General features: G+C 72.1%; 20 protein-coding genes and 2 pseudogenes. 8 read left to right on the plus strand and 14 right to left on the minus strand.

Going from position 1 to position 24297, the window contains the following annotated elements:
- Nucleotides 1-48: 48 nt before the first annotated feature.
- On the plus strand, nt 49-885 hold the full coding sequence (locus tag TR33_RS05010) for an SAM-dependent methyltransferase (RefSeq protein ID WP_017534745.1): 837 nt from the start codon (nt 49-51) through the stop codon (nt 883-885).
- A gap of 42 nt (nt 886-927) precedes the next feature.
- On the opposite strand, the gene TR33_RS05015 is transcribed toward TR33_RS05010, so the two are convergent.
- The 3 genes from TR33_RS05015 to TR33_RS05025 form a co-directional block, all read right to left on the minus strand.
- A complete protein-coding gene (locus TR33_RS05015) occupies nt 928-1773 on the minus strand; it encodes an isocitrate lyase/PEP mutase family protein (protein WP_014909840.1) in 846 nt (281 codons plus the stop codon).
- Between the two features lie 16 nt (nt 1774-1789).
- Complete coding sequence (pcaD, locus tag TR33_RS05020; RefSeq protein WP_014911676.1) at nt 1790-2566, minus strand: 3-oxoadipate enol-lactonase; 777 nt, start codon at nt 2564-2566, stop codon at nt 1790-1792.
- A gap of 112 nt (nt 2567-2678) precedes the next feature.
- Nucleotides 2679-3218: a CGNR zinc finger domain-containing protein gene (locus TR33_RS05025; protein WP_017534744.1), complete on the minus strand. Its 540-nt coding sequence runs from the start codon at nt 3216-3218 to the stop codon at nt 2679-2681.
- A gap of 226 nt (nt 3219-3444) precedes the next feature.
- Here TR33_RS05025 and TR33_RS05030 point away from each other — a divergent pair, with 226 nt between their 5' ends.
- On the plus strand, nt 3445-4323 hold the full coding sequence (locus TR33_RS05030; RefSeq protein ID WP_017534743.1) for an aldo/keto reductase: 879 nt from the start codon (nt 3445-3447) through the stop codon (nt 4321-4323).
- Nucleotides 4324-4369: 46 nt separating this feature from the next.
- Here TR33_RS05030 and TR33_RS05035 read toward each other — a convergent pair whose 3' ends face one another.
- Nucleotides 4370-4816, minus strand: a complete 447-nt coding sequence (locus tag TR33_RS05035) for a very short patch repair endonuclease (protein ID WP_085994769.1) — start codon at nt 4814-4816, stop codon at nt 4370-4372.
- A gap of 70 nt (nt 4817-4886) precedes the next feature.
- Between TR33_RS05035 and TR33_RS05040 the strand changes: the two genes are divergently transcribed.
- On the plus strand, nt 4887-6128 hold the full coding sequence (locus TR33_RS05040; protein WP_042281748.1) for a DNA cytosine methyltransferase: 1242 nt from the start codon (nt 4887-4889) through the stop codon (nt 6126-6128).
- Between the two features lie 31 nt (nt 6129-6159).
- Here the strand turns inward: TR33_RS05040 and TR33_RS05045 are convergent, their stop codons facing one another.
- Complete coding sequence (locus tag TR33_RS05045) at nt 6160-6681, minus strand: GNAT family N-acetyltransferase (protein ID WP_014909991.1); 522 nt, start codon at nt 6679-6681, stop codon at nt 6160-6162.
- Between the two features lie 82 nt (nt 6682-6763).
- Entirely contained in the window at nt 6764-8839 is a 2076-nt protein-coding gene (locus tag TR33_RS05050) for a serine hydrolase domain-containing protein (RefSeq protein WP_042281750.1), read from the minus strand.
- A 190-nt stretch (nt 8840-9029) separates the two neighbouring features.
- Between TR33_RS05050 and TR33_RS05055 the strand changes: the two genes are divergently transcribed.
- Nucleotides 9030-10859, plus strand: a complete 1830-nt coding sequence (locus TR33_RS05055; protein WP_042281752.1) for a glycoside hydrolase family 13 protein — start codon at nt 9030-9032, stop codon at nt 10857-10859.
- 25 nt (nt 10860-10884) lie between these two features.
- Here the strand turns inward: TR33_RS05055 and TR33_RS05060 are convergent, their stop codons facing one another.
- Entirely contained in the window at nt 10885-11643 is a 759-nt protein-coding gene (locus tag TR33_RS05060) for a thioesterase II family protein (protein ID WP_026125029.1), read from the minus strand.
- Between the two features lie 167 nt (nt 11644-11810).
- Between TR33_RS05060 and TR33_RS27150 the strand changes: the two are divergent.
- A pseudogene (locus TR33_RS27150) lies at nt 11811-11936 on the plus strand (penicillin acylase family protein); the annotation flags it as partial.
- Between the two features lie 266 nt (nt 11937-12202).
- Nucleotides 12203-14203 (plus strand): annotated as a pseudogene (locus TR33_RS27155) (penicillin acylase family protein); the annotation flags it as partial.
- On the opposite strand, the gene TR33_RS25875 reads toward TR33_RS27155, so the two are convergent.
- Nucleotides 14151-15257 (minus strand): helix-turn-helix transcriptional regulator, encoded by a 1107-nt coding sequence (locus TR33_RS25875; protein WP_084570200.1) that lies wholly within the window; start codon nt 15255-15257, stop codon nt 14151-14153. The pseudogene TR33_RS27155 and the gene TR33_RS25875 overlap by 53 nt on opposite strands.
- A gap of 61 nt (nt 15258-15318) precedes the next feature.
- Between TR33_RS25875 and TR33_RS05075 the strand changes: the two genes are divergently transcribed.
- Entirely contained in the window at nt 15319-17613 is a 2295-nt protein-coding gene (locus tag TR33_RS05075; RefSeq protein WP_042281759.1) for an ATP-binding cassette domain-containing protein, read from the plus strand.
- A gap of 244 nt (nt 17614-17857) precedes the next feature.
- Here the strand turns inward: TR33_RS05075 and TR33_RS05080 are convergent, their stop codons facing one another.
- Nucleotides 17858-18703 (minus strand): NmrA family NAD(P)-binding protein, encoded by an 846-nt coding sequence (locus TR33_RS05080; RefSeq protein ID WP_042281761.1) that lies wholly within the window; start codon nt 18701-18703, stop codon nt 17858-17860.
- Nucleotides 18704-18835: 132 nt separating this feature from the next.
- Here TR33_RS05080 and TR33_RS05085 point away from each other — a divergent pair, with 132 nt between their 5' ends.
- Nucleotides 18836-20353, plus strand: coding sequence for a PepSY-associated TM helix domain-containing protein (locus TR33_RS05085; RefSeq protein WP_017534732.1), 1518 nt, complete (start codon nt 18836-18838; stop codon nt 20351-20353).
- Here the strand turns inward: TR33_RS05085 and TR33_RS05090 are convergent.
- The 5 genes from TR33_RS05090 to TR33_RS05110 form a co-directional block, all read right to left on the minus strand.
- Entirely contained in the window at nt 20241-20801 is a 561-nt protein-coding gene (locus tag TR33_RS05090) for a copper chaperone PCu(A)C (protein WP_017534731.1), read from the minus strand. The two genes, TR33_RS05085 and TR33_RS05090, sit on opposite strands and share 113 nt — an antisense overlap.
- A 122-nt stretch (nt 20802-20923) precedes the next feature.
- Entirely contained in the window at nt 20924-22162 is a 1239-nt protein-coding gene (locus TR33_RS05095; protein WP_042281764.1) for a Dyp-type peroxidase, read from the minus strand.
- Entirely contained in the window at nt 22159-22770 is a 612-nt protein-coding gene (locus TR33_RS05100; RefSeq protein WP_017534729.1) for an SCO family protein, read from the minus strand. Before TR33_RS05100 ends, TR33_RS05095 begins: the two co-directional genes overlap by 4 nt.
- A 53-nt stretch (nt 22771-22823) precedes the next feature.
- Nucleotides 22824-23396, minus strand: coding sequence for a sigma-70 family RNA polymerase sigma factor (locus TR33_RS05105; protein ID WP_017534728.1), 573 nt, complete (start codon nt 23394-23396; stop codon nt 22824-22826).
- 225 nt (nt 23397-23621) lie between these two features.
- Entirely contained in the window at nt 23622-24194 is a 573-nt protein-coding gene (locus tag TR33_RS05110) for a hypothetical protein (RefSeq protein WP_202421766.1), read from the minus strand.
- Nucleotides 24195-24297 lie beyond the last annotated feature (103 nt).

A 24297-nucleotide genomic window follows, 5' to 3' on the forward strand; every position in this document is an offset into this window, starting at 1 on the left:
TTCGCCTGACGGCGACCCGCACCACGAGCCCTGATTGGTACCTCTCCTATGGCCGATCTCTTCCCCCCTCGCATCGACATGAAAACTCCCAGCATCGCGAGGATGTACGACTACCTACTCGGTGGGAAGGACAACTTCGAGTCGGACCGGAAGGCCTGCGAAGAGCTCGCCGCGGGTATCCCCGAACTCGTCTCCTTCGCCAACGACAACCGGGCCTTCCTCGGTCGAGCCGTCGAGTACGTGTGCTCGCGCAGGGTGGACCAGTTCCTCGACCTGGGCGCGGGGCTGCCCACCACCGACAACACCCACCAGGTGGCCCAGCGGGCCGATCCCGGGGCACGGGTGCTCTACGTCGACCACGACCCCATCGTGCTCGCCCACGGCCGCGCCCTCCTGGGCGAGAACGGCACGACCGCCTTCCTGCTGGCCGACATCCGCGACCCCGGCCCCATCCTGAGCTCCCCCGAGGCCATCGACCTGCTCGACTTCGACCGGCCGGTCTGCGTCATGCTGGTCTCCCTGCTGCACTGCCTGCCCGACGACAGCGACCCCTTCGGCATGGTGCGCTCGCTCATGAAGCGGCTGGCCCCCGGCTCCGCCGTCATCTACTCGCACATCGTCTCCGACGATCACGAGGCCGCCGCCTGGATGACCGAGAAGATCCTGGGCTTCGGCACCCCCTGGGGCCGCGTCCGCAGCCCCGAGGAGGCCTCCCGGGCCTTCGAGGGCCTGGAGTTGGTCAGCCCCTGGCTCGACGACCGTGACGAGGGCCCCCGGACCGTGGACTGCTCGACCTGGCGTCATGAGGACCGGCCGCCGGTCTTCCGCCCCGAGGCCCCCTCCGTCAAGCGTTGGGAACTGGCCGGGGTCGCCTTCAAGCCATGACCGAGCGGGCCCGGCGCGTCTCGCCGGGCCCGTCCCGTGTCCCTAGGCTCCGTGTCCCATCAGCCGGTCGAGCTCCGATCCGGACAGGGACTCCGTCAGCCCGTCCAGACGCCCGTGCTCGGCGATCTCCCGGGCCGAACGCAACGCGTGGGTCAGCGCGATCTTCGACAGCCCCGACCCCAGGCTCACCCTGCGGGCCCCCAGGGCACCCAGTTCCGCCACCGTCGACCGGGCCGCGGCACCGGCCGCCAGGACGTTCACCGGGGCCTCCACCGAGGCGCACACGCGCCGGATCGCCTCCGTGTCCGGCAGGCCGGGAGCGTACAGCACGTCCGCTCCGGCTCGCTCGAACTCCCGAAGCCGGGCGATGGTGTCCTCCAGATCCGGCCGCCCGTACAGGAAGTTCTCCGCCCGCGCCGTCAGCGTGAACCGGAACGGCAGACGTCGTGCCGCCTCGACGGCGGCCTCGACCCGCTCCACCGCCTCCGCGAGGGGTCGGATCGGCGCTGCCGGGTCACCGGTGGCGTCCTCCACCGACCCGCCGACCGCCCCCGTCGCCCCGGTCAGGGTGATCGTGCGCGCCACCTCCGCCGGTTCCTCGCCGAAACCGCTCTCCAGGTCCACCGAGACCGGAAGGTCGGTGGCGACGGCGATCGCCTTGGCGTTGCCCAGGGTCTCGCCCCGGTCCACCAGCCCCGCCCCGTCGGCGCGGCCCAGGGAGTGCGCCAACCCGGCGCTGGTGGTGCCCAGCGCGACGAAGCCCGCCTCGGCCAGCAGGCGGGCCGAACCGGCGTCCCAGGCGTTGGCCAGGACGAAGGCGCCCGGCCCCCCGTGCAGTGCGTGGAAGCGTTCGCCCCGCTCGCGCAGGGTCTCCTCCAAGGTGTCCATGTTCCTCTTCTCGCGGTCAGGGGGCGGTGGCGGTCAGGTGCTCGACGAGGAGGGCGTTCGTCCGGTTCGAACGCTCCCAGGACAGCAGGTGGGCGGCGTTCTCCACCAGCGCGTTCCGGGCGCCGGGAATCTCCTCGGCGAGCACCGAACCGTGTTCCTCGAACGGGGTCGAGGGGTCCTCGGTCCCTGAGACCACCAGGGTGGGCGCGACGATCCGCCCCAGGTCGGCACGGGTGTCGTGGCCCTCGATGGCCCCGCAGCATCCGGCGTAGCCCCGATCGGAGGTGTCCGTGATCTGGGAGCGCAGCCGGGCGACGTCCTCGGGGTGTTCCTTCGCGTAGTCGGGCGTGAACCATCGCTCCACCACCCCGGGGGCCAGGGCACCGGTCCCCTGGTCCAGGGCCACGGCGGCGCGGTCGCGCCAGTTCCGCGCGGGCCCCATGTACGGGGAGGTGGACATCAGGACGAGACGGTCGATCCGCTCGGGGGCCTCGATCGCCAACCACTGGCCGATCATGCCGCCGAGGGAGAGCCCCGCGTAGTGGGCGCGTTCGATGCCCAGCCGATCCAGCAGGGCGAGGACGTCTCCGCCCAGGTCGGCCATGGTGTAGGGGCCCTCGGGGTCGGGTGAGCCGCCGTGGCCCCGGTGGTCGATCCGGATCAGACGGAAACGCGCGGACAACGCCTCGACCTGGGGTTCCCACATGTCGAGGGTGGAGCCGAGCGACCCTCCCAGCACCAGGGGCGGTGCGTCCGCCGGTCCGTGCACGGTGTGGTGGAGTTCGACGCTCATCCGTCCGCCTCTTTCGACTCTCGTTACGGTCCCCGGCCGGTCCTACCCGTGCCCCGTTCGGTGAACACCGTACGCCGGGGCGGAGACGTTCGAACGGGACGGCGCGGCCGGGTCAGCCGACCTCCTCCTCGATCTCGGTGGCGCGGGCCCTGTGGCGGCGGACTGCGTCCCGGTTCCCGCAGACGGGCGAGCAGTAGCGTCGACGGCCGTTGCGCGAGAAGTCGGCGTAGACGTTCGCGCAGCCGCGGGCGGCGCAACGTCCCAGACGCTCCATGCCCCGGCCGGTCAGGTGCAGGGCGGTGCCCACGGCGATCAGGGAGGCGACCTGCCGGTGGGCGGGCAGCAGGTCCGGGCGGTAGTGCAGATGCCATCCGGTGCCCGCGTGGTCGGTCAGCCGGGGCGGGCCGGAGAACTCCTCCAGCAGGAGGTTGAGCCGTTCGGCGCGGCTCGGGAGGTCGGGCGCCTCGATCACCCCCTCCCAGCGGCGCAGGAACCCTCGGACCGCCTCCAGGTCCTCGCCCGTGACGGCGCGCTCCAGGAGGAGACGGTGCTCCGAACAGCGTCGTTCCAGATCCTCGGGGTGTTCCGGGGGATGGTTGACCAGGTCCACGGCGAGGGTGAGCGGATCCTGACCGTAAGGGTTCAAGTGCATGGACCCATGACATCAGAGGGCGTTCTCACCCCCGCGCGAGGATCCCCCCTTCCAGGGTCCGGATCAGGGTGGGCGTCGGCCTTGCGCCCCCGCCTCACCACCTGCGATCCTGCTCCGACCCCGGCCGGAACGTGATCCGCGACACGACGCCCCGCACACGGGCTCCCCGCCGGGCACCCGGAACGATGGCACGCACCCGGCTCCGAGCCGTACTGGAAGGGACAACGTGACCGACGCACACACCACACCGCACATCGCCGAGCAGGCGGGCACACTCCTCCTGGGAGGTGATCTGCGCGTACACCGACTGGGCTTCGGCGCGATGCGGATCGTCGGCGAAGGGGTGTGGGGCCCGCCCCGCGACCGGGACGAGGCCCTCGCGGTGCTGCGCCGGACGGTCGAGCTGGGCATCGACTTCATCGACACCGCCGACTCCTACGGTCCGCAGATCAGCGAGCAGCTCATCAAGGAGGCCCTCTACCCCTATCCGGAGGGTCTGGTCATCGGCACCAAGGCCGGTTTCGCCCGGACCGGCCCCGCCCAGTGGCACAAGCTGGGGCGTCCTGAGTACCTCAAGCAGCAGGTGGAGCTGAGCCTGCGCAATCTGGGCGTGGAGCGCATCGACCTGATGCAGCTGCACCGGATCGACCCCGAGGTGCCGCTGGCCGACCAGCTCGGCGCCCTGGTGGAGCTCCGGCGCGAGGGCAAGATCCGACACATCGGGTTGAGCGAGGTGAGCGTGGACGAGCTGTCCGCGGCCCGCGCCATCGCCCCGATCGCCTCGGTACAGAACCGGTACGCCCCCTCGTTCCGCCAGTCGGAGGACGTGTTGGAACAGTGCGAGAAGGACGGGATCGCCTTCCTGCCCTGGGCGCCGGTGGATCGCGGGGAGATGGCCGCGCCCACCTCCCCGTTGGCCTCGATCGCCGCCGAACACGGGATCAGCCCCGTACAGCTCGCGCTGGCCTGGCTGCTGCACCGTTCCCCCGTGATGCTGCCGATCCCGGGGACCTCCCGGGTGGCGCACCTGGAGGAGAACACCGCGGCCGCGGCGGTGCGCCTGTCCGAGGACGAGGTCGAGCGCATCGGCCGTTTCCTGTCCTGACGCCCTCGGGCCGGGGCGTCCTCGCGCGCCCCGGCCCGGCCGCGCCTCAGGTGTCCTTCTCGTCCTTCTCCCGGGCGGAGCGGACCTCGGCGATGACCCGCGCCGCCGCCGCGTCCGGGTCCTCGTGCTCCCAGATCCGGACGACCCGCCACCCCTCGTCGAGGAGCCGTTCGGTGGTCTCCTTGTCACGGGCGCGGTTGGCCCGGACCTTCTCCGCCCAGTAGGCGGCGTTGGTCGCCGCCACCGTGTGGTGTTCGGGGCATCCGTGCCAGAAGCAGCCGTCGACGAACACGGCGACCCTGAGCCGGGTGAACACCAGATCGGCGGTGCGTCGGAAGCCCGGCAACGGCCGGGCCGAGACCCGGTAGCGCAGCCCCGCCGCGTGGACACGGCGTCGGATCGCCAGCTCGGGTCGGGTGTCGCGGCCCTTGTTCGACCGCATGCTCTTACGCGTGCCCTCGTTCGCCGCCCGCGTCGGTCTCCGTACGTCCACGGGTCGATCCTAGGCCCGACGTTCCCCGTTCGGTTCGCCGCTCCGATACACCTGATCTATCTTGAAACCCATGCTCACGGACGACTCGATCAACATCGTCGACCTGTTCGCGGGGTGCGGCGGGCTCACCACGGGCTTCCACTCCTTCCGCGCCCCGGGTCGCGACGGCTCCCCCTTCCGTACCGTGGGCGCGGTCGAGCACGACATCGCGGCGGCCTCGACCTACGCCGCCAATTTCGGGGCGCACACGGGGATCGAGCGGATCCACGCGGGCGACATCGAGGAGTGGGATCCGGCCGTGATCGAGGATCCGGTGGACGTGATCCTCGGCGGCCCTCCGTGCCAGGGGTTCTCCCTCCTCAACAAGAGGAATCTGATCAAGGACCTGAACGACGAACGCAACGTGCTCTGGCGCGAATATGTGCGGGTGGTGCGGGCGCTGCGGCCGAAGGTGTTCGTGATCGAGAACGTCGGCCGTTTCCTGGACTCCGACGAGTTCTCGCTCCTGCGGGGCGAGACCGAGAGGCCGGACGGGCTGCTGCGCGAGTACGAGCTGGCCGAGGCGAGGGTGCTGAACGCGGCCGACTACGGGGTTCCGCAGACCCGTCGTCGGGCGTTCGTCCTGGCCACGCGCCGTGATGTCCGCGCCGCCCATCCGTCGGGGCTCGGGCTCGGCTATCCCGACCCCACCCACGCCAAGGTGGTCGTGGACCGCAGGCGGGCGCGTCGCCCGGTGAACCCCGCCCCCGCGCTGCCGCCCTGGGAGAGCGTCCGGTCGATCTTCGCCGGCTCTCCGCCCACCACGCGGACGACCGAACTGCCGGCCCGCTTCTGCGCCCCTTTGGGGGTACGGCTTCCGGGAAGCTACCTGACCTCCGAACTGCACGTGGGTCGTAACCCCGAACCGTTGTCGTTGGAGCGTTACAAGGCGATCCCGCCGGGGGGTAACCGTAACGACCTGCCCGCGGAGCTGTCCACGAAGGCGTGGTTGCGGCACAAGAACGGCTCCGGGGACGTGATGGGGCGGTTGTACATCGACCGTCCCTCGGTCACCATCCGTACCGAGTTCTTCAAGCCGGAGAAGGGGCGCTACCTGCATCCCACGGCGCACCGTCCCATCACCCATCTGGAGGCGGCGCGGATCCAGGGGTTCCCCGACGACTTCCGCTGGTGCGGCGGCAAGTCGCAGATCGCCCGGCAGATCGGCAACGCGGTTCCGGTGGGGTTGGCGGCGGTGTTGGCGGGCGAGGTGTACCGCTATCTGGCAGAGGCGGGCGCGGTGTCCGTGCCCCCGCGCCGGGCGGCCGGCTGAACACCGGGGCGTGGGGATCTGCCGGGTACGGTCAGCCCGGACGCTGGCGGAACACCTGGAGACGCATGTCGTAGTACTTCTCGGTCTCGCCGACCCATTCCATGCCGAGTCTGCGCGCGACGGAGATGGCCCGTTCGTTGTTGGGGCGGGCGACCGCGAAGACCTCCTCGATCCCCTGGCTGAAGGCCCAGGAGATGATGGCCTGGCTCGCCTCGGTGGCATAGCCCTGGCCCCAGAGATCGGGGCGGACGGCCCAGCTCAGTTCGAAGTCCTCCTCGAAGGGCGGGAGCAGCCTCAAGGCGAGCCCTCCCACCAGTTCACCGTCCTCCTTCCGAACGATCGCCCAGCGCCCGGCGGGCGGGAGCAGGTTGGGCCCCGCCTCGATCCAGGCGTGGAGCACCGAGCGCATGGCGCGGATGTCGGTCACCGGGTGCCATTCCGGTGTCAGCCAGTGCGTGACCTCTTCGGCCCCGTAGACGCTCAGGGCCGCGTCGGCGTCGCCCAGCTCCCACTCCCTGATGAGGAGTCGGTCGGTCGGCAGCTGAAGGCTCATACTCACCACGTTAACCCGGACAAAAGGCCCCGAACAGGGGGTTCACGTCCTGTTTCCGGTCTTCCTTCGGCCATGGGCCTCGTCAGTAGGTGATGTCCCAGGCCATCACGCCGGAGACGGCGGCGGACCAGGCGAACCCGACCAGGGCCGCCAGGACGACGGCCCCGGCGAGGACCCGGAACCACCGCTCCCGGGCCCGCGGAGCACGGACGAGCGAGACGGCCGCGGGCAGGACCCCGAGGGCCCCCAGGAGCGTGAGCCCTTGGGCCGAGCGGGTGAGGCTCCAGGCCACGTCCCAGGTCCCGGTCGCCTCGGGAACGATCCAGGCCCACAGCGCCGTCGCCGCCAGGGCGCAGACCACCGCGCCCCTGGTCAGGACACGGGCGATCCGGCCGTCGCGGGCACGAGGCTCCCCTTTCAGGCTCCTGCGGACGAGGGCCGAGATCGGCCAGGACAGCGCGGTCAGGAGCAGGATCGCGAGGGAGACGCCGAGGACGGTCAGGGCCGTGGGGGCCTCACGTACGGTGTCGACCCTGGTCATCGTGAGCGCCGCGCCGAACCCGAGGTCCCGGACCTCCCGGTCGTCGGCGCGCATGACGAGGGTCCGGTCCCCCTCCATCTCGCGCCACACCCACGGCTCGATCTCCTCATAGGCGGCGGGGGCGCCGGTCGTGGGGTCCGGGGAGACGACGATGGTGCCGTCCGGGCGGGCCGTGACCCGGGTCTGTTCGAACAGGTCCCGGACGGCGAGGAAGGTGCTGTACGACGAACGCGAGGAGACATAGCGGCCCTCGGCCATCGCCGCGTGCTCCTCCCGGGTCGGACTGATGGAGATGTCCTCCGCGTCCTCTCCGGCCTCCTCTCCGGCCGGGAGGTAGCGGTCGGTGAACCCCTCGGTCACGGCGTCGAGGACCCGGGCGGCCGAGTACTCGTCGTGGCCGTTGCTGTTGAGGGAGACGAAGATCCCGGTGCCCTCGTCGGGGTGGAGACGGATACGGGAGTGGAAGAACGCGCTGTCCCCGTCGTAGCCGAGGATCCGTCGACCGCCGCGATCCTCCTCCAGGAGGCCGAGGGTCGCGCGGGGTCCTTCGGCCAGGGTGCCGAGGGTGTCGGCGTCCAGGCCTGGTTCGCGCATCAGGTCGAGGCTCTCGGAGGGCAGCGGCCCCGGTCCCTCGCCGTCCTCCAGGAGGGCGAGCATGAAGCGGGCCATGTCCACGGCCGTGGTGGACAGGGCCCCGGAGGGCGCCGAGGCGCTGCCCTCGAACCACGTCGGGCGTGAGTCGTCGGTCTCGTAGCCGTCGGAGGGCCAGGTGTCACCGTCGTAGAGGGTGTCCTGGTGGAAGTCGGAGTCGGACATGCCGATCGGGTCGAGGACGTTCTCGCGAACGTGGTCCTCGAAGGTGTCCCCGGTGACGCGTTCGATGATGTGGCCGACCAGGGCGTAGCCGTACTCGGAGCGGGAGGGGACGGTCCCGGGTTCGTGGACCTGCTCGGGAGGGTCGGTCGTCAGGCGGACGCGCAGGTCGACCTCGCCGTCGTCGAGCAGGGTCCGCCCCCGGTACCGCTCCTCGTAACCGCCGGTGTGGGTCAGCAGGTGGCGCAGGGTGACCGGGGTGTCGAAGGAGCTCGGCGGCGCGAAGTCGAGGTATTCGGTGACGTCGGTGTCCAGGTCCAGTTCGCCGGACTCGACGAGGAGCATCGCCGCGGTGGCGGTCACCGGTTCGGACAGCTCGCCCACCTGGAAGAGGTTCTCCTCCGGGTCCACCGGTGTGGCGACGACGTCTCCGGCGGCGGTCTCGCCGTACTCGTAGCCGGTGCCCGTCTCGGAGTAGCCGTAGCCGCGCGAGGTGAGGATCTCGCCGTCGGCGACCACGCTCACGGTGGCACCGGCGATCCCCTCGGTCTCCAGGGCGGCGGGCAGGGTTCCGTCGAGCCAGGCCTCGACGTCGTCCCGGGTGGGCTCTTCGGGCCCGGCCGGACGGGGCACCGGAGGCGCGGGCGAGGTGGAGGGCATGTGCGGGGCGCATCCCATGGCCAGCAGGGCCGTCGCGGTGACGGCCAGGACCGTTCGACGTATCCGGCCTCGGGCCCCGAGGGCGACCCGGCTCGATCTCGGCGAGCCGGGATCTCCGGTGTCGGGGGCGGTGGCGGGGTTCACTGATCACTCCTGTTCACGAACGGTCGTGGGGGATGTGCGCCCGTCTCTGATGTCGAAAGTCCGTTCTCGGTTCGTGTTCCTGTGGGGAGCCCCCTGTTCGCAAAGGGCTTACGTAAAAACTTTCGCCACAGCGACGTTTTCTTGCGACAATGCGTATCCCCTTACCCTCTAGGACCCTGGAGCGACCCGTATGCGTTTCCGCCACGACCCCCACCACGACGGCTCCCCCGACCACGTGACCCTCCACGAACACCACGCCCGTCTCCGGGTGCGGGTCCCCGGCGGCGCGGACGGGGTCTATCTGCGCGTGGTGGAGGACGGCGAGGCGCGTCTGGTGGAGACCGAGGTCGAGGCGGAGCGCGACGGCGTGGTCGTCTACGGCGTCGACCTGCCCCTGCTGCCGGTGGTCACCCCCTACCGGTTCGCGATCATCCGGGATCGGCGCTACACCTGGTTGAACCAGGAGGGCCCGCACGATCACGAGGTGACCGACGACGGCGACTTCCGGATCCTCGAGGCTCCGAACCCGCCCTCCTGGGTCACCGGAACCTCCGTCTACCAGGTCTTCCCCGACCGCTTCGCCCGGGACGACGACGGGGTGGAGCCGCCGACCGAACACCCCGAGTGGGCTCTGCCCCGCTCCTGGGACGACGAGCCCGCCGGGTTCGGGCCCCTGGCGCCCCGCGAGTACTTCGGCGGCACGTTGGAGGGGGTGCGCCGACACCTGGAGCACCTGGTCGAGTTGGGCGTCGAGGTCCTGTACATGACGCCCTTCTTCCCCGCCGGGTCCACCCACCGCTACGACGCCTCCTCCTTCGACGAGGTCGACCCGTGGTTGGGCGGCGACGCGGCCCTGTCCAGGCTGATCGAGCGGGCCCGCGAGCTGGGTCTGCGGGTGATGGGGGACCTCACCACCAACCACACCGGTGACCGGCACGAGTGGTTCCTCGCCGCACGAGCCGACGTGGACTCCCCCGAGGCCGGCTTCTACCACTTCGTCGACCACCCGGACGACTACGTGAGCTGGCTGGGCGTGCGTTCCCTGCCCAAGCTCGACCACACCGACCCCGGGCTGCGCGAGCGGATGTACGAGGCCGACGACTCGGTGCTGCTGGCGCGGTTGGTCGGCGAGGACGCGCTGGACGGCTGGCGGATCGACGTGGCCAACATGACCGGCCGGCTGGGCGCCCTGGACATCAACCACGAGGTGTCGGGCCGGATCGCGGAGCGCGTGCGCGAGGTCGCGCCGCAGGCCTGGCTGCTGGGCGAGCACTTCTACGACGCGGGCCCCGATACCCGGCACGACGGATGGCACGGGGTGATGAACTACGCGGGGTTCACCCGGCCGGTGTGGGCCTGGCTGAACACTGGCCCCGAAGGGGTGCGCTACGCGGCCACGCACACCTCGGCGCCGCTGCCCTCCCAGGGGGCCGTGGAGACGGTGCGGGCGCTGCGGGCGACCAACGCCGGAATGCCCTGGCGGGTGCGCACGCACAGCGTGAACGCGTTGAGCACCCATGACTCGGCGCGGTTCCGGACCGCGGTCGGCGATCCCCTGCTCCAGATCCTGGGCGTGGCCGCCCAGGCGACCCTGCCCGGCGTCCCGTTCGTCTTCGCGGGCGACGAGATCGGACTGACCGGCAGGGACGGGGAGAACTCGCGGACCCCGATGCCCTGGCACCGGCCCGAGACGTGGGACCGCGAGGTGTTCGAGGCCCACCGGCGCCTGCTGGCCCTGCGCCGTGAGCTGCCGGCCCTGAGCGAGGGCGGCCTGCGCTGGCTGGACGCGGGCGAGCACCACATGACCTTCCTGCGCACCCTGGGCGAGCAGGTGGTCCTGGCGCATCTGACCGACGGCGCGCACGGGCCCACGAGCGCCACGGCGACCGACCTGGGCCTGCGAGAGGCGACGGTGATGGAGAGCGTCGGGGAGGTCGAGGTCTCCTTCGACGACGGGGTGGAGCTGTCCGCCCGGGGGCCGGGTCTGGTGATCGCGGTGGGTTCACGCGACGGCCTCTGACCCGGGCCCCGCCCCGGCGGGGGCGTCACACCCTCCCCGGGGCCCTCCGCAGGACGCTCCGGATGTCCTCGGTGATCCGTTCGACCAGCGCTCCGGTGCGGCCGGTGAAGTAGAAGTGCCCGCCGGGCAGGGTGTGGTGGCGGATGTCGCCCTCGACGTGGTCGGCCCACCCGGAGAGGCGTTCGGGCGGCATCCCCTGGTCGTCGGCGCCGCCGAACACCGACACGGGGACGGTCAACGGCGCGGCCCGGGGGTCGGGGTTCCAGGTGTCGACCAGTTCGAGGTCGGCGCGCATCAGGGGCTCGACGTAGGACCACAGGTCGGGGTCCTCCAGGGCGCTCCTGGGGGTACCGCCCATACGGACGATCACCTCGCGGAGGCCCTCCGCGGAGAACAGGTGTCGGGGCCGGCGCCGTTCGGCCCCGGGGGTCGGACTCCAGGCGGAGGCGCCCAGCCAGATCGGCGGCGTGTCGGTGAGGCGCCGGGTCATCTCGTAGGCGACCAGAGCGCCCATACTGTGGCCGAAGAGGGCGTAGGGCCGGTCGAGTTCGGGGCGTACGACCTCGCACAGGTGATCGGCCAGGGCGCCGGCATCCCGGAGGGGTTCGGCCTCGATCCGGCGGGCCCGCCCCGGGGCGTCCAGGAGGCAGACCTCCCAGTCGGCGGGGAAGTGCCGTACCCATCCGCGATATCCCAGGTGGGATCCGCCCGCGTGGTGCAGGACGAAGATCCGGAGCGTGCTGTGGGGGACGGGTCTGATCCGGGTCAGGGCACCCTCGGGCACGGTTCCGACCACCTTCCTACTTGTGGGTAACAACGCGAACCTACCAGTGAGTAATAAACCTGGCGAAACCGATCACCTCCCTGGTCTCCGGCTTCCCGCCTCCGGCGCCTCCACCGGCGCTCGAGGGTAGGTACATCGCGAGCCCCGCCCCCACGGAAAGGCCCGCCATGGAGCGCACACACGTCGTCGAAGCACTCGACGCCCCGGTCGAGGTCGTCGTCGACCGCTGGGGCATTCCCCACATCAGGGCCCGGAGCGCCGGCGACGCCTTCGTCGCCCAGGGCTTCACCGCCGCCCGCGACCGTCTGTTCCAGTTGGACCTGTGGCGCCGTCGCGGCCTGGGACTGCTCTCCCAGGCGCTTGGTCGTGCTTTTGTGGATCATTCCGCGCTCGCGTGGCCAGGCTTCCTCTCACGGCGCCGACATCACTCGGACAGCCAAACCCGGGCTGCCCCTCGCTCGTCGTCTGGCGAGAGATCACCTGGCGGCCGCTCGCCACGGATCGGCTCCGCCGATGCCGAACGAAAGCATCCACAAAAACACTCCCTGGCCCCTCCCACGTGGAACGGGACCGGGCCGCCCGACTCTTCCTGTACCGGGGCGACATGGCCACCGAGTGGTCCTCCTACGGTGAAGGGGTACGCGAGGCCGCCGAACGCTTCACAGCCGGGATCAACGCCTACATCCGCCTCACCGAACTCGAACCCGATCTTTCGGGCCCCGACTTCGCCGCCCTGGGCACGACCCCGTCCCACTGGTCGCCCGAGGACCTGTGCCGGATCCGCTCCCACGGGCTGTACGCCAACGCCGAGAAGGAACTGGCCCGTGCCCTCACCCTGCGCGATCTCGGCCCCGAGGCCGAGGACCTGCGCGCGGTCCGCGAGCCGCGCCTCCCCCTCCGTCTCCCCGAGGGGTTCGACCCGGACGTACTACGGCCCGAGGTCCTGGACGTGTACCGCCTGGCCTGCGCTCCCGTCGACCTGTCCGGCGCCCGGCCCCGCCCCGCGCCGCTCGAACCCGACGGCAGCAACAACTGGGTGATCTCGGGCGAACGCACCGCCACCGGGCGCCCTCTCCTGGCCAACGATCCGCACCGGACCGTCGGCGCCCCGGCCCTGCGCCACATCACCCATCTGAGCTGCCCGGAGTTCGACGTGATCGGCGCGGGCGAACCGGCGCTGCCGGGGGTGTCCATCGGCCACAACGGTCATGTGGCCTTCGGGCTGACCATCTTCCCGATCGATCAGGAGGACCTGTACGTCCACGAGCTCCACCCCGACGATCCCGGGCTCTACCGCCACCACGGCTCTTGGCGCCCCTTCGAGAGGACGACCGAACGGATCCCGGTCCGGGGCGGCCCCGTCCACGAGGCCGAGCTGGTCTTCAGCCTCTACGGACCCGTGGTGTACACCGATCTCGAACGCCGCGCCGCCGTGGTCGTACGCGCCGCCTGGCTCGACCACGGCATGGCCCCCTACCTGGGCTCGGTCCGGTACATGCGGGCCCGCGACGGTCGAGGGTTCCGCGAGGCCCTGCGGGTGTGGGGCACGCCCGGGGAGAACCAGGTCTACGCCGACACCGAGGGTGACTTCGGCTGGATCGCCGCCGGGCGGGTGCCGGTCCGTGCCCGAGGCGACGGCTCCGTGCCGGTCCCCGGCGACGGCGGCCACGAGTGGGCGGGATCGCGCTCCGGATCGGACCTGCCGACCGCGCGCCGTCCCGCCTCGGGGTGGTTCGCCTCGGCCAACGAGAACAACCTCGGTCGAGCCCGGGCGTGGACGCCGTTCACCGTCACCCGCGACTGGGCCCCGCCCACCCGCTACGAGCGCATCGCCGAGGAGCTGTCCTCACGGACCGGATGGACGGTCGAGGACGCCTGCCGGCTCCAGTCCGACGTGGTGAGCCCGGTCGCGCGCGCGGCCCTGGCCTCGCTGGGCCGCCGCTCCGACGCCCTCGCATCGGCCGGGCCGGACACCCGGCGGGCCTGGCGGCTCCTGCGCGGCTGGGACGGCTCGATGGCCGTCGACCTCCCCCAGCCGACCTTGTTCGAGCACTGGTTCCGCCACCGCCTCCTGCCCGCCCTGCTGAGGGAACGACTCCTCCCCCTGGTCGGAGCCGACCGGGTCGAGGAGGCCGTCCGCGCCGTCTCCCCCGGTCGGGACACGGCGCTCGACCCCCGGATCGGCCTGAACCTGTTGGAGGAGGCGGTCGAGAGCGGCGAGATCGGCCCGGTGGCGCGTTCCCTGGCCCTGGCCCACCGGGACCTGGTCGACCGCTCGGGGCCTCTCGGGCCGACGTGGAACTGGGGAGAGCACCACTTCGCCCGGCTCGATCATCCTCTCGCCCGGGCCGAGGACCCGCCGGCCTGGGCGTTCGGACGCCGGGTCCCCCGCCCTGGCGGCGCCGACACCGTGAACCTGACCGCCTACGACTCCTCGGGGCGCCAGTACCACGGCGCCTCCTTCCGGATCGTGATCGACGTGGGCGGCTGGGATCATTCGGTGGCGATCAACGCCCCGGGGCAGAGCGGGGACCCTCGGAGCCCGCACTACGACGACCTGACCGATCCGTGGGCCCGGGACGCGTACTTTCCACTGCTGTACTCCCGGGAGGCGGTGGACCGCCATCGGACGGAGACCCTCCATCTGCTTCCTCCGGGGTGACCGCGCGGGCCAGACGGGCGGAGAGCTCCGCGATACGGTCGACGAACCCTTCGGGCCCCTCCACCGTGAAGTCCAGACCGGTCAGGGCCAGCACCATCGCCATCCACTCGTGGGAGTCGACCCGGGCCGTGTAGCGGGCCCGGTCCGCCCCGACCGGCTCCAGGGTCCCGTCCACCCGCACCAGCCGCGCGGCCACCTCGCCGGCCGAGGCGTGGAAGAGCACGGTCACGGTGTGCCGCTCCTCCGCGCGACCGAACCGGCGCTCCAGGTGGTCGGCCAGGTCCCGGGCCGGCGGCTCCCTGCGGGTGTAGGGGGCGTGGGTGGGGGTCGCCTCGACGATCCGGTCCAGCCGGAAGGACCGCCAGTCCTCGCGTTCGTGGTCCCAGCCGAACAGGTACCAGCGCCGCCGGAGCAGGATCAGCCGGTAGGGGTCGACCCGACGTCGTCGTTCGGCCCCGTCGCGGCCCCGGTGGAGCAGCCGCACCCGATGCCCGGCGGCCACCGCCTCGCCCAGGGTCGTGACCAGGTCCGCCGAGGGCCCCGGCCAGACCCTCCGCCCCGGGTCCACCGCCGCCGACAGGGAGGCGGCGCGTCGGGACAGCCGTGAGGGCAGGACCCGTTCGATCTTGCCCAGGGCACGCTCGGCACCCTCCTCCACGTCCTCGACCCCGCTGAGCCCGCCGGCCACCATACGCAGCCCCAGGGCGACGGTGACGACCTCGTCGTCCTCGAACATCAGCGGCGGAACGGCGTTGCCCGCCACCAGACGGTAGTGGCCGCCGGGGCCGCGCAGACTCTCCACCGGATAGCCGAGCTCGCGCAGGCGGTCGATGTCACGGCGCAGGGAGCGCGGGCTGGTGTCCAGGGCCTCGGCCAGGGCCGCCCCCGACCAGGAACGGCCGTTCTGGAGGAGCGAGAGCAGGCGGAGCATCCGCCGTCCGGTGTCGGCCATGGTCGACATTCTCCTCGAATTGTGGCCGGATTCCGACCACAACCTTTCCTAGCGTGGCGCCATGAGCACTCCAGACCTCGACCGCCCGGGGATCACCGTGGTCGGCGCGCGCGAGAACAACCTGCGGGACGTCGACGTGACCCTGCCCCGCGAACGGCTCATCGTGTTCACCGGGGTGTCCGGCTCGGGCAAGTCCTCCCTGGTGTACGACACGATCGCGGCCGAGTCGCGACGCCGGCTCGACGAGACCCACGACAGCTTCGCCCGGAGCAGGCTGGCCCGGCCGCGCACCCCCGACGTCGACCGGATCTCCCGACTGACGGTGACCCTGGCCGTGGATCAGCGCCGGTTCGGCGGCAACGCGCGTTCGACGGTGGGGACCGCCACCGACCTGGCCGCGCCGATGCGCTTGCTGTTCTCCCGGATCGGGACGCCCGCGGCCGGGTACTCGCCGGCGTTCTCGTTCAACGACCCGAGCGGGATGTGCCCGGGGTGCGAGGGCCTGGGCACCACCCGGCGCATCGACACCGACGAGCTGTTGGACCCGGCGCTGTCCCTGGACGAGGGCGCGATCCGCCTGCGCGCCTTCGCCCCCGGCACCTGGCGTTGGAAGCGCTACGTGCACTCGGGACTGTTCGACCGCTCCGCGCCCGTGGGCTCCTACACCCCCGAGCAGAGGGATCTGCTGTTGCACGCCGAGAACCTGCGCCCGCCCGACCCGGACCCGGAGTTCCCCGTCACCGGGGTGTTCGAGGGGGTCGTACCCCGGATCACCCGGAGCCTGCTGGACACCGAACGGCCGAACGAACGCGACCGGGCCGACCTGGAGCGGGTGGTACGACGGGGCATCTGCGACCTGTGCGGGGGCGCCCGGTTGAACCGGGCGGCGTTGGAGTGCCGGATCGGCCGGTACAACATCGCCGACCTGTGCGCGATGCCGATCGTCGAGCTCGCCGGGGTGGTGGCCGGGATCGAGGACCCCAGGGTCGCCCCGGTGACGGCCGCGCTGGCGGAGCGGCTGCGCGGCCTGGAGGAGGTGGGGCTGGGCTACCTCTCCCTGGACCGGGTCTCCTCGACCCTGTCCGGTGGCGAGGCCCAGCGGGTCCGTCTCGTCCGGCATCTGGGCGGATCGCTCACCGGGCTGACCTACGTGCTCGACGAGCCCGGCGCGGGGCTGCACCCCTCGGACGTGCGTCGGCTCATCTCGCTGCTCACCCGGCTGCGGGACGAGGGCAACACGGTGCTGGTGGTGGAGCACGATCCGACCATGATCGCCGCCGCCGACCACGTCGTGGACCTGGGGCCGGGCGCGGGGAGCGCGGGCGGACGGATCGTGTACCAGGGGTCGGTGAAGGGGTTGCGCGAGGCCGACACCCCCACGGGACGCCTCCTGCGCGCGGAACGACGGCTGCGCGAAGAGCCGCGGACGCCCGACGGCCACGTGGAGATCCGCGACGCGCGGCTGCACAACCTGCGCGGGATCGACGTGTCCCTGCCCACCGGGGTGCTGACCGTGGTCACCGGTGTGGCGGGGTCGGGCAAGAGTTCGCTGGTGCACGGAGAGCTGCCCCGGGTCCGCCCGGACGCGGTGGTGCTCGACCAGGGGCCGCTGCGTGGAGGACCGCGATCCACCCTGATCACGGCGTTGGGGATCCAGAACGCGGTGCGGGAGGCGTTCGCCCGCGCGCACGGGGTGGCACCGGGATGGTTCAGCGCCAACTCCACCGGGGCCTGCCCGACCTGCCGTGGGCGCGGCGTGATCATCACCGACCTCGCCTTCCTGGAGGAGGTGGAGACCGTCTGCGAGGACTGCGACGGGTTGCGTTTCAACCGGCGCGCCCTGTCCTACACCCTGGCGGGGCACAGCGTCGCCGACGTGTCGGCGATGTCGGCCGCCCGGGCGCGGGCGTTCTTCGACGGTGTGGCCGGGGTCGAGGTCACGGGGGCGTTGGAACGGCTGGAGCGGGTCGGGCTGGGGTATCTGCCGCTGGGCCGTTCCCTGGACACGCTCTCCGGCGGAGAACGTCAACGGCTCGCCTTGGCCCGGGAGCTCGCCGCTCCGGCACGCCTGTACGTGCTGGACGAACCCACGAGCGGTCTGCACGGCGGGGACGTCGCCGGGCTGGTGGCGCTGTTCCATCGCATGGTGGACGAGGGGGCGACCGTGGTGGTGGTCGAGCACCGCATGGACGTGGTGGCCGCCGCCGATCACGTCGTGGACCTGGGGCCCGGGGCCGGCCATGAGGGAGGTCGGGTGGTGTTCGAGGGGACGCCGGAGCGTCTGGCCCGTGCGGGCGAGGGTGCGACCGCGCACGCCCTGCGCGCCCATCTGTCCATGACGGGACCGCAGGGGTGACCGTCTAGGGAGTGTTTTTGTGGATGCTTTCGTTCGGCATCGGCGGAGCCGATCCGTGGCGAGCGGCCGCCGGGCGATCTCTCGCCAGACGACGAGCGAGGGGCAGCCCGGGTTCGGCTGTCCGAGCGACGTCGGCGCCGCGAGAGGAAGCCCGGCCCCGTGTGAAGCACCGCGCGCGTCAGCGCGACCGGTGAAGGGTGGTGGCGGGTGACGGTGTGGGAGGAATGATCCACAAAAGCACGACCTAACGCAGGTCGGCCTCGTGGTCCAGGACCCACCGGTCCAGGCCCAGGGGCGGGTGTCCGGTGATCCGTTCCACGGTGTCCCACACGGGCTGTTCGGCCTCGACCATCGCGGCGTAGGCGGTGATCATCCCCTCGATGTCGGCGTCCTCCCAACCCTCGGACCGCATGTGCGAGCGCAGTTCGTCGAGGGGGACCTCTTCGAAGCGCACCCGCGTGCCGAGGGTGTCGGCGATGATCCGCACCTGCTCCACCTGGGTGAGCGGGGTCGGTCCGCTGAGCAGGAGGCGCTCTCCCCGATGGGCGCCCTCGCCCAGGACCCGGACCGCGACCTCGGCGATGTCGCGTTCGTGCAGCAGGGTGCGGCGGGCCTCGCCGAAGACGTCGCGGACCAGCCCCTCGCGGATCTGGTCGGCCCATTCGAGCAGGGAGGCGGCGAAGCTCGTGCAGCGCAGGTGGGTCGCCTTCGCCCCGCTCTCGTCCAGGGCCCGCTCCACCTCGGCGTGCATGGCGTTGATGGGGTCGGCCTGCTCGTCCCGTCCGTCGTCGATCCCGGCCGAGGACAGGTAGGCCACGTGCGCGTCCCGTTCGGCGAGGATCCCGGCGACCTCCCGCGCGTGTTCGGTGTCCAGGCCGGGCCACACCAGGAAGACGGCGCCCACCCCGTCCAGGGTCGGGATCAGGGTCTCGGGGGCGGTGAGGTCCCCGCGGACCCACTCCACCCCGGCCTCCTCGGGGTGGACGTCTCGGCTCAACGCCCGGACCGGCCGGCCCGCCTCGACGAGAAGACGTCTCACCTGCGCGCCCACGTTGCCGGTGGCGCCCACCACCAGGGTCGTGTCCTTCACGGTTCCTCCTTCGTCACGGGCCCCTCCTCGCGAGAGGCCCGGATCAGACTCGCGTTCCGTCTCCGGCCCCGGCAACCGGTTTTCGAACCGCCCGACCCGCCGGGAACTCTTCGCCTCCCCAGGACGACGTGAGTGGTCGAGATCGAGGAAGAGGAGGACCGTGTGGAGACGACCGACGAACGGGCCGGAGGGCCGCCGAGCCCGGACCGGGAACGGCGACGCGGGGTGTGGGCGGCGCTGCGGCCGCTGATCCTGCGGGCGCACTTCTACGCGGGGGTGCTGATCGCCCCCTTCGTCCTGGTGGCGGCGGTCTCGGGGCTGCTGTACGTGTGGACCCCGCAGGTGGAGCGGGCGCTCTACGACGACCTGTTGCGGGTGCCGGCCTCCGAGCACTCCCTGAGCCTGAGCGAGCAGGTACGGCTGGCAGAGGACGAGGTCCCCGGGGCCCGGGCCACCTCGGTGCGACCGGCCACCGGCCCCGAGGACTCCACCCGCGTGCTGCTCGACCGCTCGGTCGAGGGCGTCCCCTACCGGGAGGGGCCGCAGACCGCCGTGTTCGTCGACCCCCATCGCGGCGAGGTCCTGGGGATCTCCGAGAGCTACGGCACCAGCGGCGCCCTACCGGCACGGACCTGGATCGATCTGCTCCACCGTGAGCTGCACCTGGGCGAGGTGGGCCGCCTGTACAGCGAGTTGGCGGCGAGCTGGCTGGCCCCGGTGGCCCTGGGCGGCTGTCTGCTGTGGCTGGCGCGGGCCCGACGGCGGGGAGCGCGGCGGACGCTGCTGCCCTGGAGCGGACGCGGGGAGGGTTCCGCGCGTTCCCGCACGGTGTCGGCGCACGCGACCGTGGGAGTGTGGCTGCTGGTGGGCCTGCTGTTCCTGTCGGCGACCGGGCTGACCTGGTCGAAGTACGCGGGCGCCAACGTCACCGATCTGCGTGCGGCGTTGTCGTGGACCACACCGACCGTGGCGACCGGACCCTCGTCGGACAGCCCCGGCGTGGACGCGGGGATCGACCGGGTGATGGACCGGGCGCGCGACGCGGGGCTGGACGGCCCCGTCGCGGTCGACCTCCCCCGCGACCACGTCTCCCCCTACGTGGTCACGCAGATCGAACGGTCCTGGCCCACCAAGGCCGACTCCGCCGCCCTGGCCCAGGACACCGGCGAGGTGGTCGACGTGGTGCGCTTCGCCGACCATCCGTTCATGGCCAAACTCAGCCGATGGGGTGTGGACGCGCACATGGGCGTGCTGTTCGGGATCCCCAACCAGATCGCGTTGACGGCGCTGTGCCTCGGCCTGGTGTACGTGATCGCGATGGGCTACCGGTCGTGGTGGCTGCGCCGTCCGGACCGGGAGCGGATGGCGGGGGTGGGACGGCCCCACCCCCGCGGATCCTTCCTCGCCCTGTCGCCACCGCTCAAGACGGCCGTGGTGGTGTTCCTGGCCGCCCTGGGGTGGGCGATGCCGGTCCTGGGCGTGTCCTTGGCGGTGTTCCTGCTGGTGGACACGGTGATCGGCCTGCGGGCGGGCGACCTCAGTGGTGGCCGTCGTGCTCCCCGGCGTCCTCGCCCCCGCTCGGACCTCCGGTCATCTCCAGCACCGGAACGTCCAGCTCGACCTCGGTCCGACTCGCGAAACCGAGGGTGACGGCGACGGTGTCCCCGACCTCCAACGGGTCGGGGATGTCGTTGACCATGATGTGGTAGCCGCCGTCCACGAACGTGGTGGTGCCGCCCGCGGGGACCGGGATCTCCTCGACGGTGCGCATCGTGGAGGCGCCCGACTCGGTGGTCTCGGTACGGCACAGTTCGGCGTCCTCGGAGGCGTCGGTGCTCACCGAGACCACGGCGTCGTCCTCCGCGGCGTCGTTGGAGACCTCCAGGTAGACCACGCCCACGGCCGGGTTGGCGGGCTCCGGCATCCAGGCGCCCGTGATGAGCAGGTCGCCGGCCTCGGCCCCGGCCCCCGGTTCCTCCTCGACGGCCGCCCGCTCCGGTTCGGGCTCCCCGTCGGTCCCGCAGGCGCTCCCCAGGAGCACCAGGGCCAGGGCGGCCGGAATGACCCCGCCGAGTCCGCGTACCCGCTCGTGACGCATGTCGTTCCTCCGTCTTTCGTGTTCGTCCGTCGTCTTCGGGAGTCGCCGTCCGACCCTCCCGGGTTCCCACCGCCCGCCGTCTCCTCGCGTGAGGCCCCTCACGGCGGGGCGGTGCCGCCCGTTCACGTCCACAGCCCGTGGGAGACGAACGGTTCGTCGTCCCGGAGCGGGGGCACCGCGAACACGGCGCTCCCCTCGTGGCGGACGTACCTGTTGAGCGCGTCGCCACCCTCGTCCAGCCGCCGCTGCACCGCCGTGAAGCCGGTGTTCGGATCGCCCTGCCAGGCGGTGAACAGCAGCCCCGTATCGGGCTCACCGTCCGCGTCCAGGCCCAGGTCGTAGTTGAAGCCGCGGCGGAGCATGCGCGCGCCCATGGTGCTCTCGGAGCCGGCCAGCCGGATGTGGGCGTCGGCGGGGATCACCGGCTCACCGTCCTCGTCACGGGCGGACAGATCGGGCAGGTCCTCCTCCCGTTCCCCGCCCAGCGGAGCCCCGTCGTCGAGGCGCCGCCCCACCACGCGTTCGCGTTCCCCCTTCGACAGGTCGAACCAGTCGTCCAGGAGCATGCGGATGCGGCGCACCACCACGTAGGTACCGCCGTCCATCCACTCCTCGACGGGGTCGGTGTGGGAGGCCAGCACCTGTGGGGAGAACACCGCCTCCCCCGGGGACGGGTTGACCGTTCCATCGATCTGCCCCATGAGGTTGCGCGGCGTCGCGGAGGGGTCCTCGGCGGCCGCCGCCGAACGTTGGAAGCCCGGCAGTGACCAGCGGACACGGGTGTGCTCTCGTACCCGACCGAGCAGGTGGCGCACGGCGGAGCCGACCACCACCGGATCCTCGGCGCCCACGTGCAGCATCAGGTCGCCGCCGCACAGGGCCGGGTCGAGCCGGTCGGTGTCGAAGGCGGGTGGATCGGCCAGGGCCTCGGGCCGACGATCCTCCAGCCCCGCGCGTTCCAACAGACTCGGCCCCAGACCGAGGGTGACGCCCAGGGAGGCCGGACGCAGCCCCTGGGTGGGCGCTCCCTCGACGACCGACGCGAGACCGCTCTCGTGCAGTTCCCGGGCCCGATCGTGCCATTCCTCCAGAACCGTCCGGGCCTGCGCGGCCACGGCGGAGGGGGTGTCGGCGGTCAGGTCGACGGCGACCACGTGCACGTGAGCGGGGGTCGGGGTCCGCAGCGCGGGCACGAGGCCCTCGGCGGGCCCGCCCGCGGCGAGCATCAGTTCCCGCGCGGGGTCGGGCTCGGAGGAACCCCTGATCGCGCCCGCGCCGAACAGCCCTCCGGCGACCAGACCCACCGCCCCGGCCGCCCCCGCGCCGGCGAACAGTCCACGTCGGGAGGGCCCCTCGGTCACAGCAGTTCCCCGCTCAGGACCGGCAGCAGTTCGGCGATGTCGTCGGCCTCGACGCCCTCCTCGAACAGCCCCGCGGCCTCACCGTCGGGGGTCAGCACGACGATCCGGCCGCCGTGGGAGACCAGGTACTCGCCGTCGGTCTCCTGAGGCGCCTCGATGGGCACGCCGTAGTCCAGGGCCGCCTCTACGGTGACGTCGATGTCGCCGCGCACCCCCTGGAAGTCGGGGTCGAACCGGTCCAGCCAGGAGCGGAGCTGCTCGCCGGTGTCGCGCGCGGGGTCGCTGGTGACCATCACCACGTCGAAGTCGTCGGCGTCGGCCTCCGCGTTCTCCAGGGCCAGGGAGATCTCGGCCATGGTCATGGGGCACACGTCCGGGCAGCTCGTGTAGCCGAAGAAGAGCAGGGTGAGCCGGTCGTCGGCGACGTCGGTGAACCGCCAGGGGTCGCCCTCCAGCGTGGACAGCTCCATGTCCGAGGCGGGCATCGGGTCGTCGGACAGGTCGAGGTAGTAGTCGACGTCGGCGAGGTCGGTGCCCGACGAGCAGGCGGTGGCGGCCAGCAGGACGGCGGTGGCGGCCAGGGCCGCTCGGGTCGTGAGTGCGGTCACGGAGGTTCTCCTCGGGTTCGCGGCCGACGTTCGGCCGTGGGCGGTTCGGGAGGTCACGCGGCCTCCCGGAGCAGACGGATCAGGTCCCGGCGTCCACGCGCCACACGGGAGCGGACGGTGCCGACCGGGACCCCGGTGAGCGCCGCGGTCTCGGCGTAGGACAGGCGACGCACCTGGGTGAGGACGAAGGCGGTGCGCCGGTCCTCGGGCAGTTCGTCCACCAGGTCGAGCAGGGCGATGTACTCGTCGAAACGGTCCGGGGCTGCCGCCGTCGTGCCGAGCGACCGCTCCCAGTCGTCGACCGGGTCGGTGCGGGGCGTGCGCCCCACGGCCCGGTAGCGGTCGACCACGGTGTGCCGGGCCACCGAGAGCAGCCAGGCGCGGACGGGGGAACGGCCCGCGTAGCGGGGCAGGGAGCGCACGGCCCGGGAGAAGGTCTCCTGGGTCAGGTCCTCCACCCAGCCGGGGTCCACCCGTCGGGCGATATAGCGGGTCACGTCGTCGCGGGTGAGCGTGAACAGGGTGTCCATCGCACCCGGGGCTCCCCTGCCGGCGTTGAGCGCGAGCCGGCTCAGATCGGTGTGCTCCTCGTTCGGGGCACGACCGACGTCGATGCCGTCGATCATCTTCACGGTCCTTCTGTCACCGCGCGCGACCGTCCGGAGGAGGGACGCCGATGGTCCTCGCTCCGGGATCGCGGTTCTGTGGGCTGCGGTGCGCGACGCACCGCGGGGACGCGGGAGGCGACCGGCCGAGGGGGCGGATCCGCCCGGGTGCGGAGACACCCGGCGACCGCACGAGGGCGCCGAAGAGGGCGCACGGGTGCGGGAGCGGTCTCGGACCGCCCCTGGTCAGGCCGCGAGCACCGGAGGCGGTCCTCTCAGAACACGGGTGTGCCGCAGACAGAAGGTGTCGGGACGACGGGGCTCGTCGACCGGGGCCGGCGCCGTGGAGGACGGTGTCCTCGGCGCGGGGACGGCCCCCACCACCAGGAGCAGCGGCACCAGGGACAGCGCCATGAAGTGGAGGAAGGCGAAGAGGGCGTTCTCGCCCAGACGCAGCCACCAGGAGCTGACCAGGGCCATGACCACGTGCATCGTGATCATCGCCCAGGCCGACATCGGTTCCTGTTGGAGGGAGGCGCCGAGATGGTCCTGGTGACCGACGCCCCAGCCCTGGGCGGCGCTGAAGGTCACGTGCAGGGCGAACTGGCCCCACAGCATCCAGGCGGTCAACTCCCACAGACCCAGTCGGCGCGCGGAGGCCGCCCAGGCGGTGGCCAGGACGACGGCGCCGCCGAGCAGAAGACCGAGGAGGGGGACGTCGTGCCCCGACCCGACCGCGTGTCCGATCGCGGACAGGCTCGCGCACACCAGGGTGAACACCCCGGAGCGCAGCGGTCGGCACGGTCGGTTCTCGGACATCGTCCTCACATCGTCGCACTTCCCGACGGGTCCGGCGCACGGGGGTGGGATTCACGCCCTCCTACGGGGTCCGCTCCTTCTCGCGGCCGCGCCTCCACTAGAC

Source organism: Nocardiopsis alba (assembly GCF_000710955.1).
GTDB classification, from domain to species: Bacteria; Actinomycetota; Actinomycetes; order Streptosporangiales; family Streptosporangiaceae; genus Nocardiopsis; species Nocardiopsis alba.

Coding starts and splice junctions, on each gene's coding strand:
- TR33_RS05010 (WP_017534745.1), top strand. CDS start 49: ATGGCCGATCTCTTCCCCCCTCGCATCGACATGAAAACTCCCAGCATC.
- TR33_RS05015 (WP_014909840.1), bottom strand. CDS start 1,773: ATGGACACCTTGGAGGAGACCCTGCGCGAGCGGGGCGAACGCTTCCAC.
- pcaD (WP_014911676.1), bottom strand. CDS start 2,566: ATGAGCGTCGAACTCCACCACACCGTGCACGGACCGGCGGACGCACCG.
- TR33_RS05025 (WP_017534744.1), bottom strand. CDS start 3,218: ATGCACTTGAACCCTTACGGTCAGGATCCGCTCACCCTCGCCGTGGAC.
- TR33_RS05040 (WP_042281748.1), top strand. CDS start 4,887: ATGCTCACGGACGACTCGATCAACATCGTCGACCTGTTCGCGGGGTGC.
- TR33_RS05045 (WP_014909991.1), bottom strand. CDS start 6,681: ATGAGCCTTCAGCTGCCGACCGACCGACTCCTCATCAGGGAGTGGGAG.
- TR33_RS05055 (WP_042281752.1), top strand. CDS start 9,030: ATGCGTTTCCGCCACGACCCCCACCACGACGGCTCCCCCGACCACGTG.
- TR33_RS25875 (WP_084570200.1), bottom strand. CDS start 15,257: ATGGCCGACACCGGACGGCGGATGCTCCGCCTGCTCTCGCTCCTCCAG.
- TR33_RS05075 (WP_042281759.1), top strand. CDS start 15,319: ATGAGCACTCCAGACCTCGACCGCCCGGGGATCACCGTGGTCGGCGCG.
- TR33_RS05090 (WP_017534731.1), bottom strand. CDS start 20,801: ATGCGTCACGAGCGGGTACGCGGACTCGGCGGGGTCATTCCGGCCGCC.
- TR33_RS05105 (WP_017534728.1), bottom strand. CDS start 23,396: ATGATCGACGGCATCGACGTCGGTCGTGCCCCGAACGAGGAGCACACC.
- TR33_RS05110 (WP_202421766.1), bottom strand. CDS start 24,194: ATGTCCGAGAACCGACCGTGCCGACCGCTGCGCTCCGGGGTGTTCACC.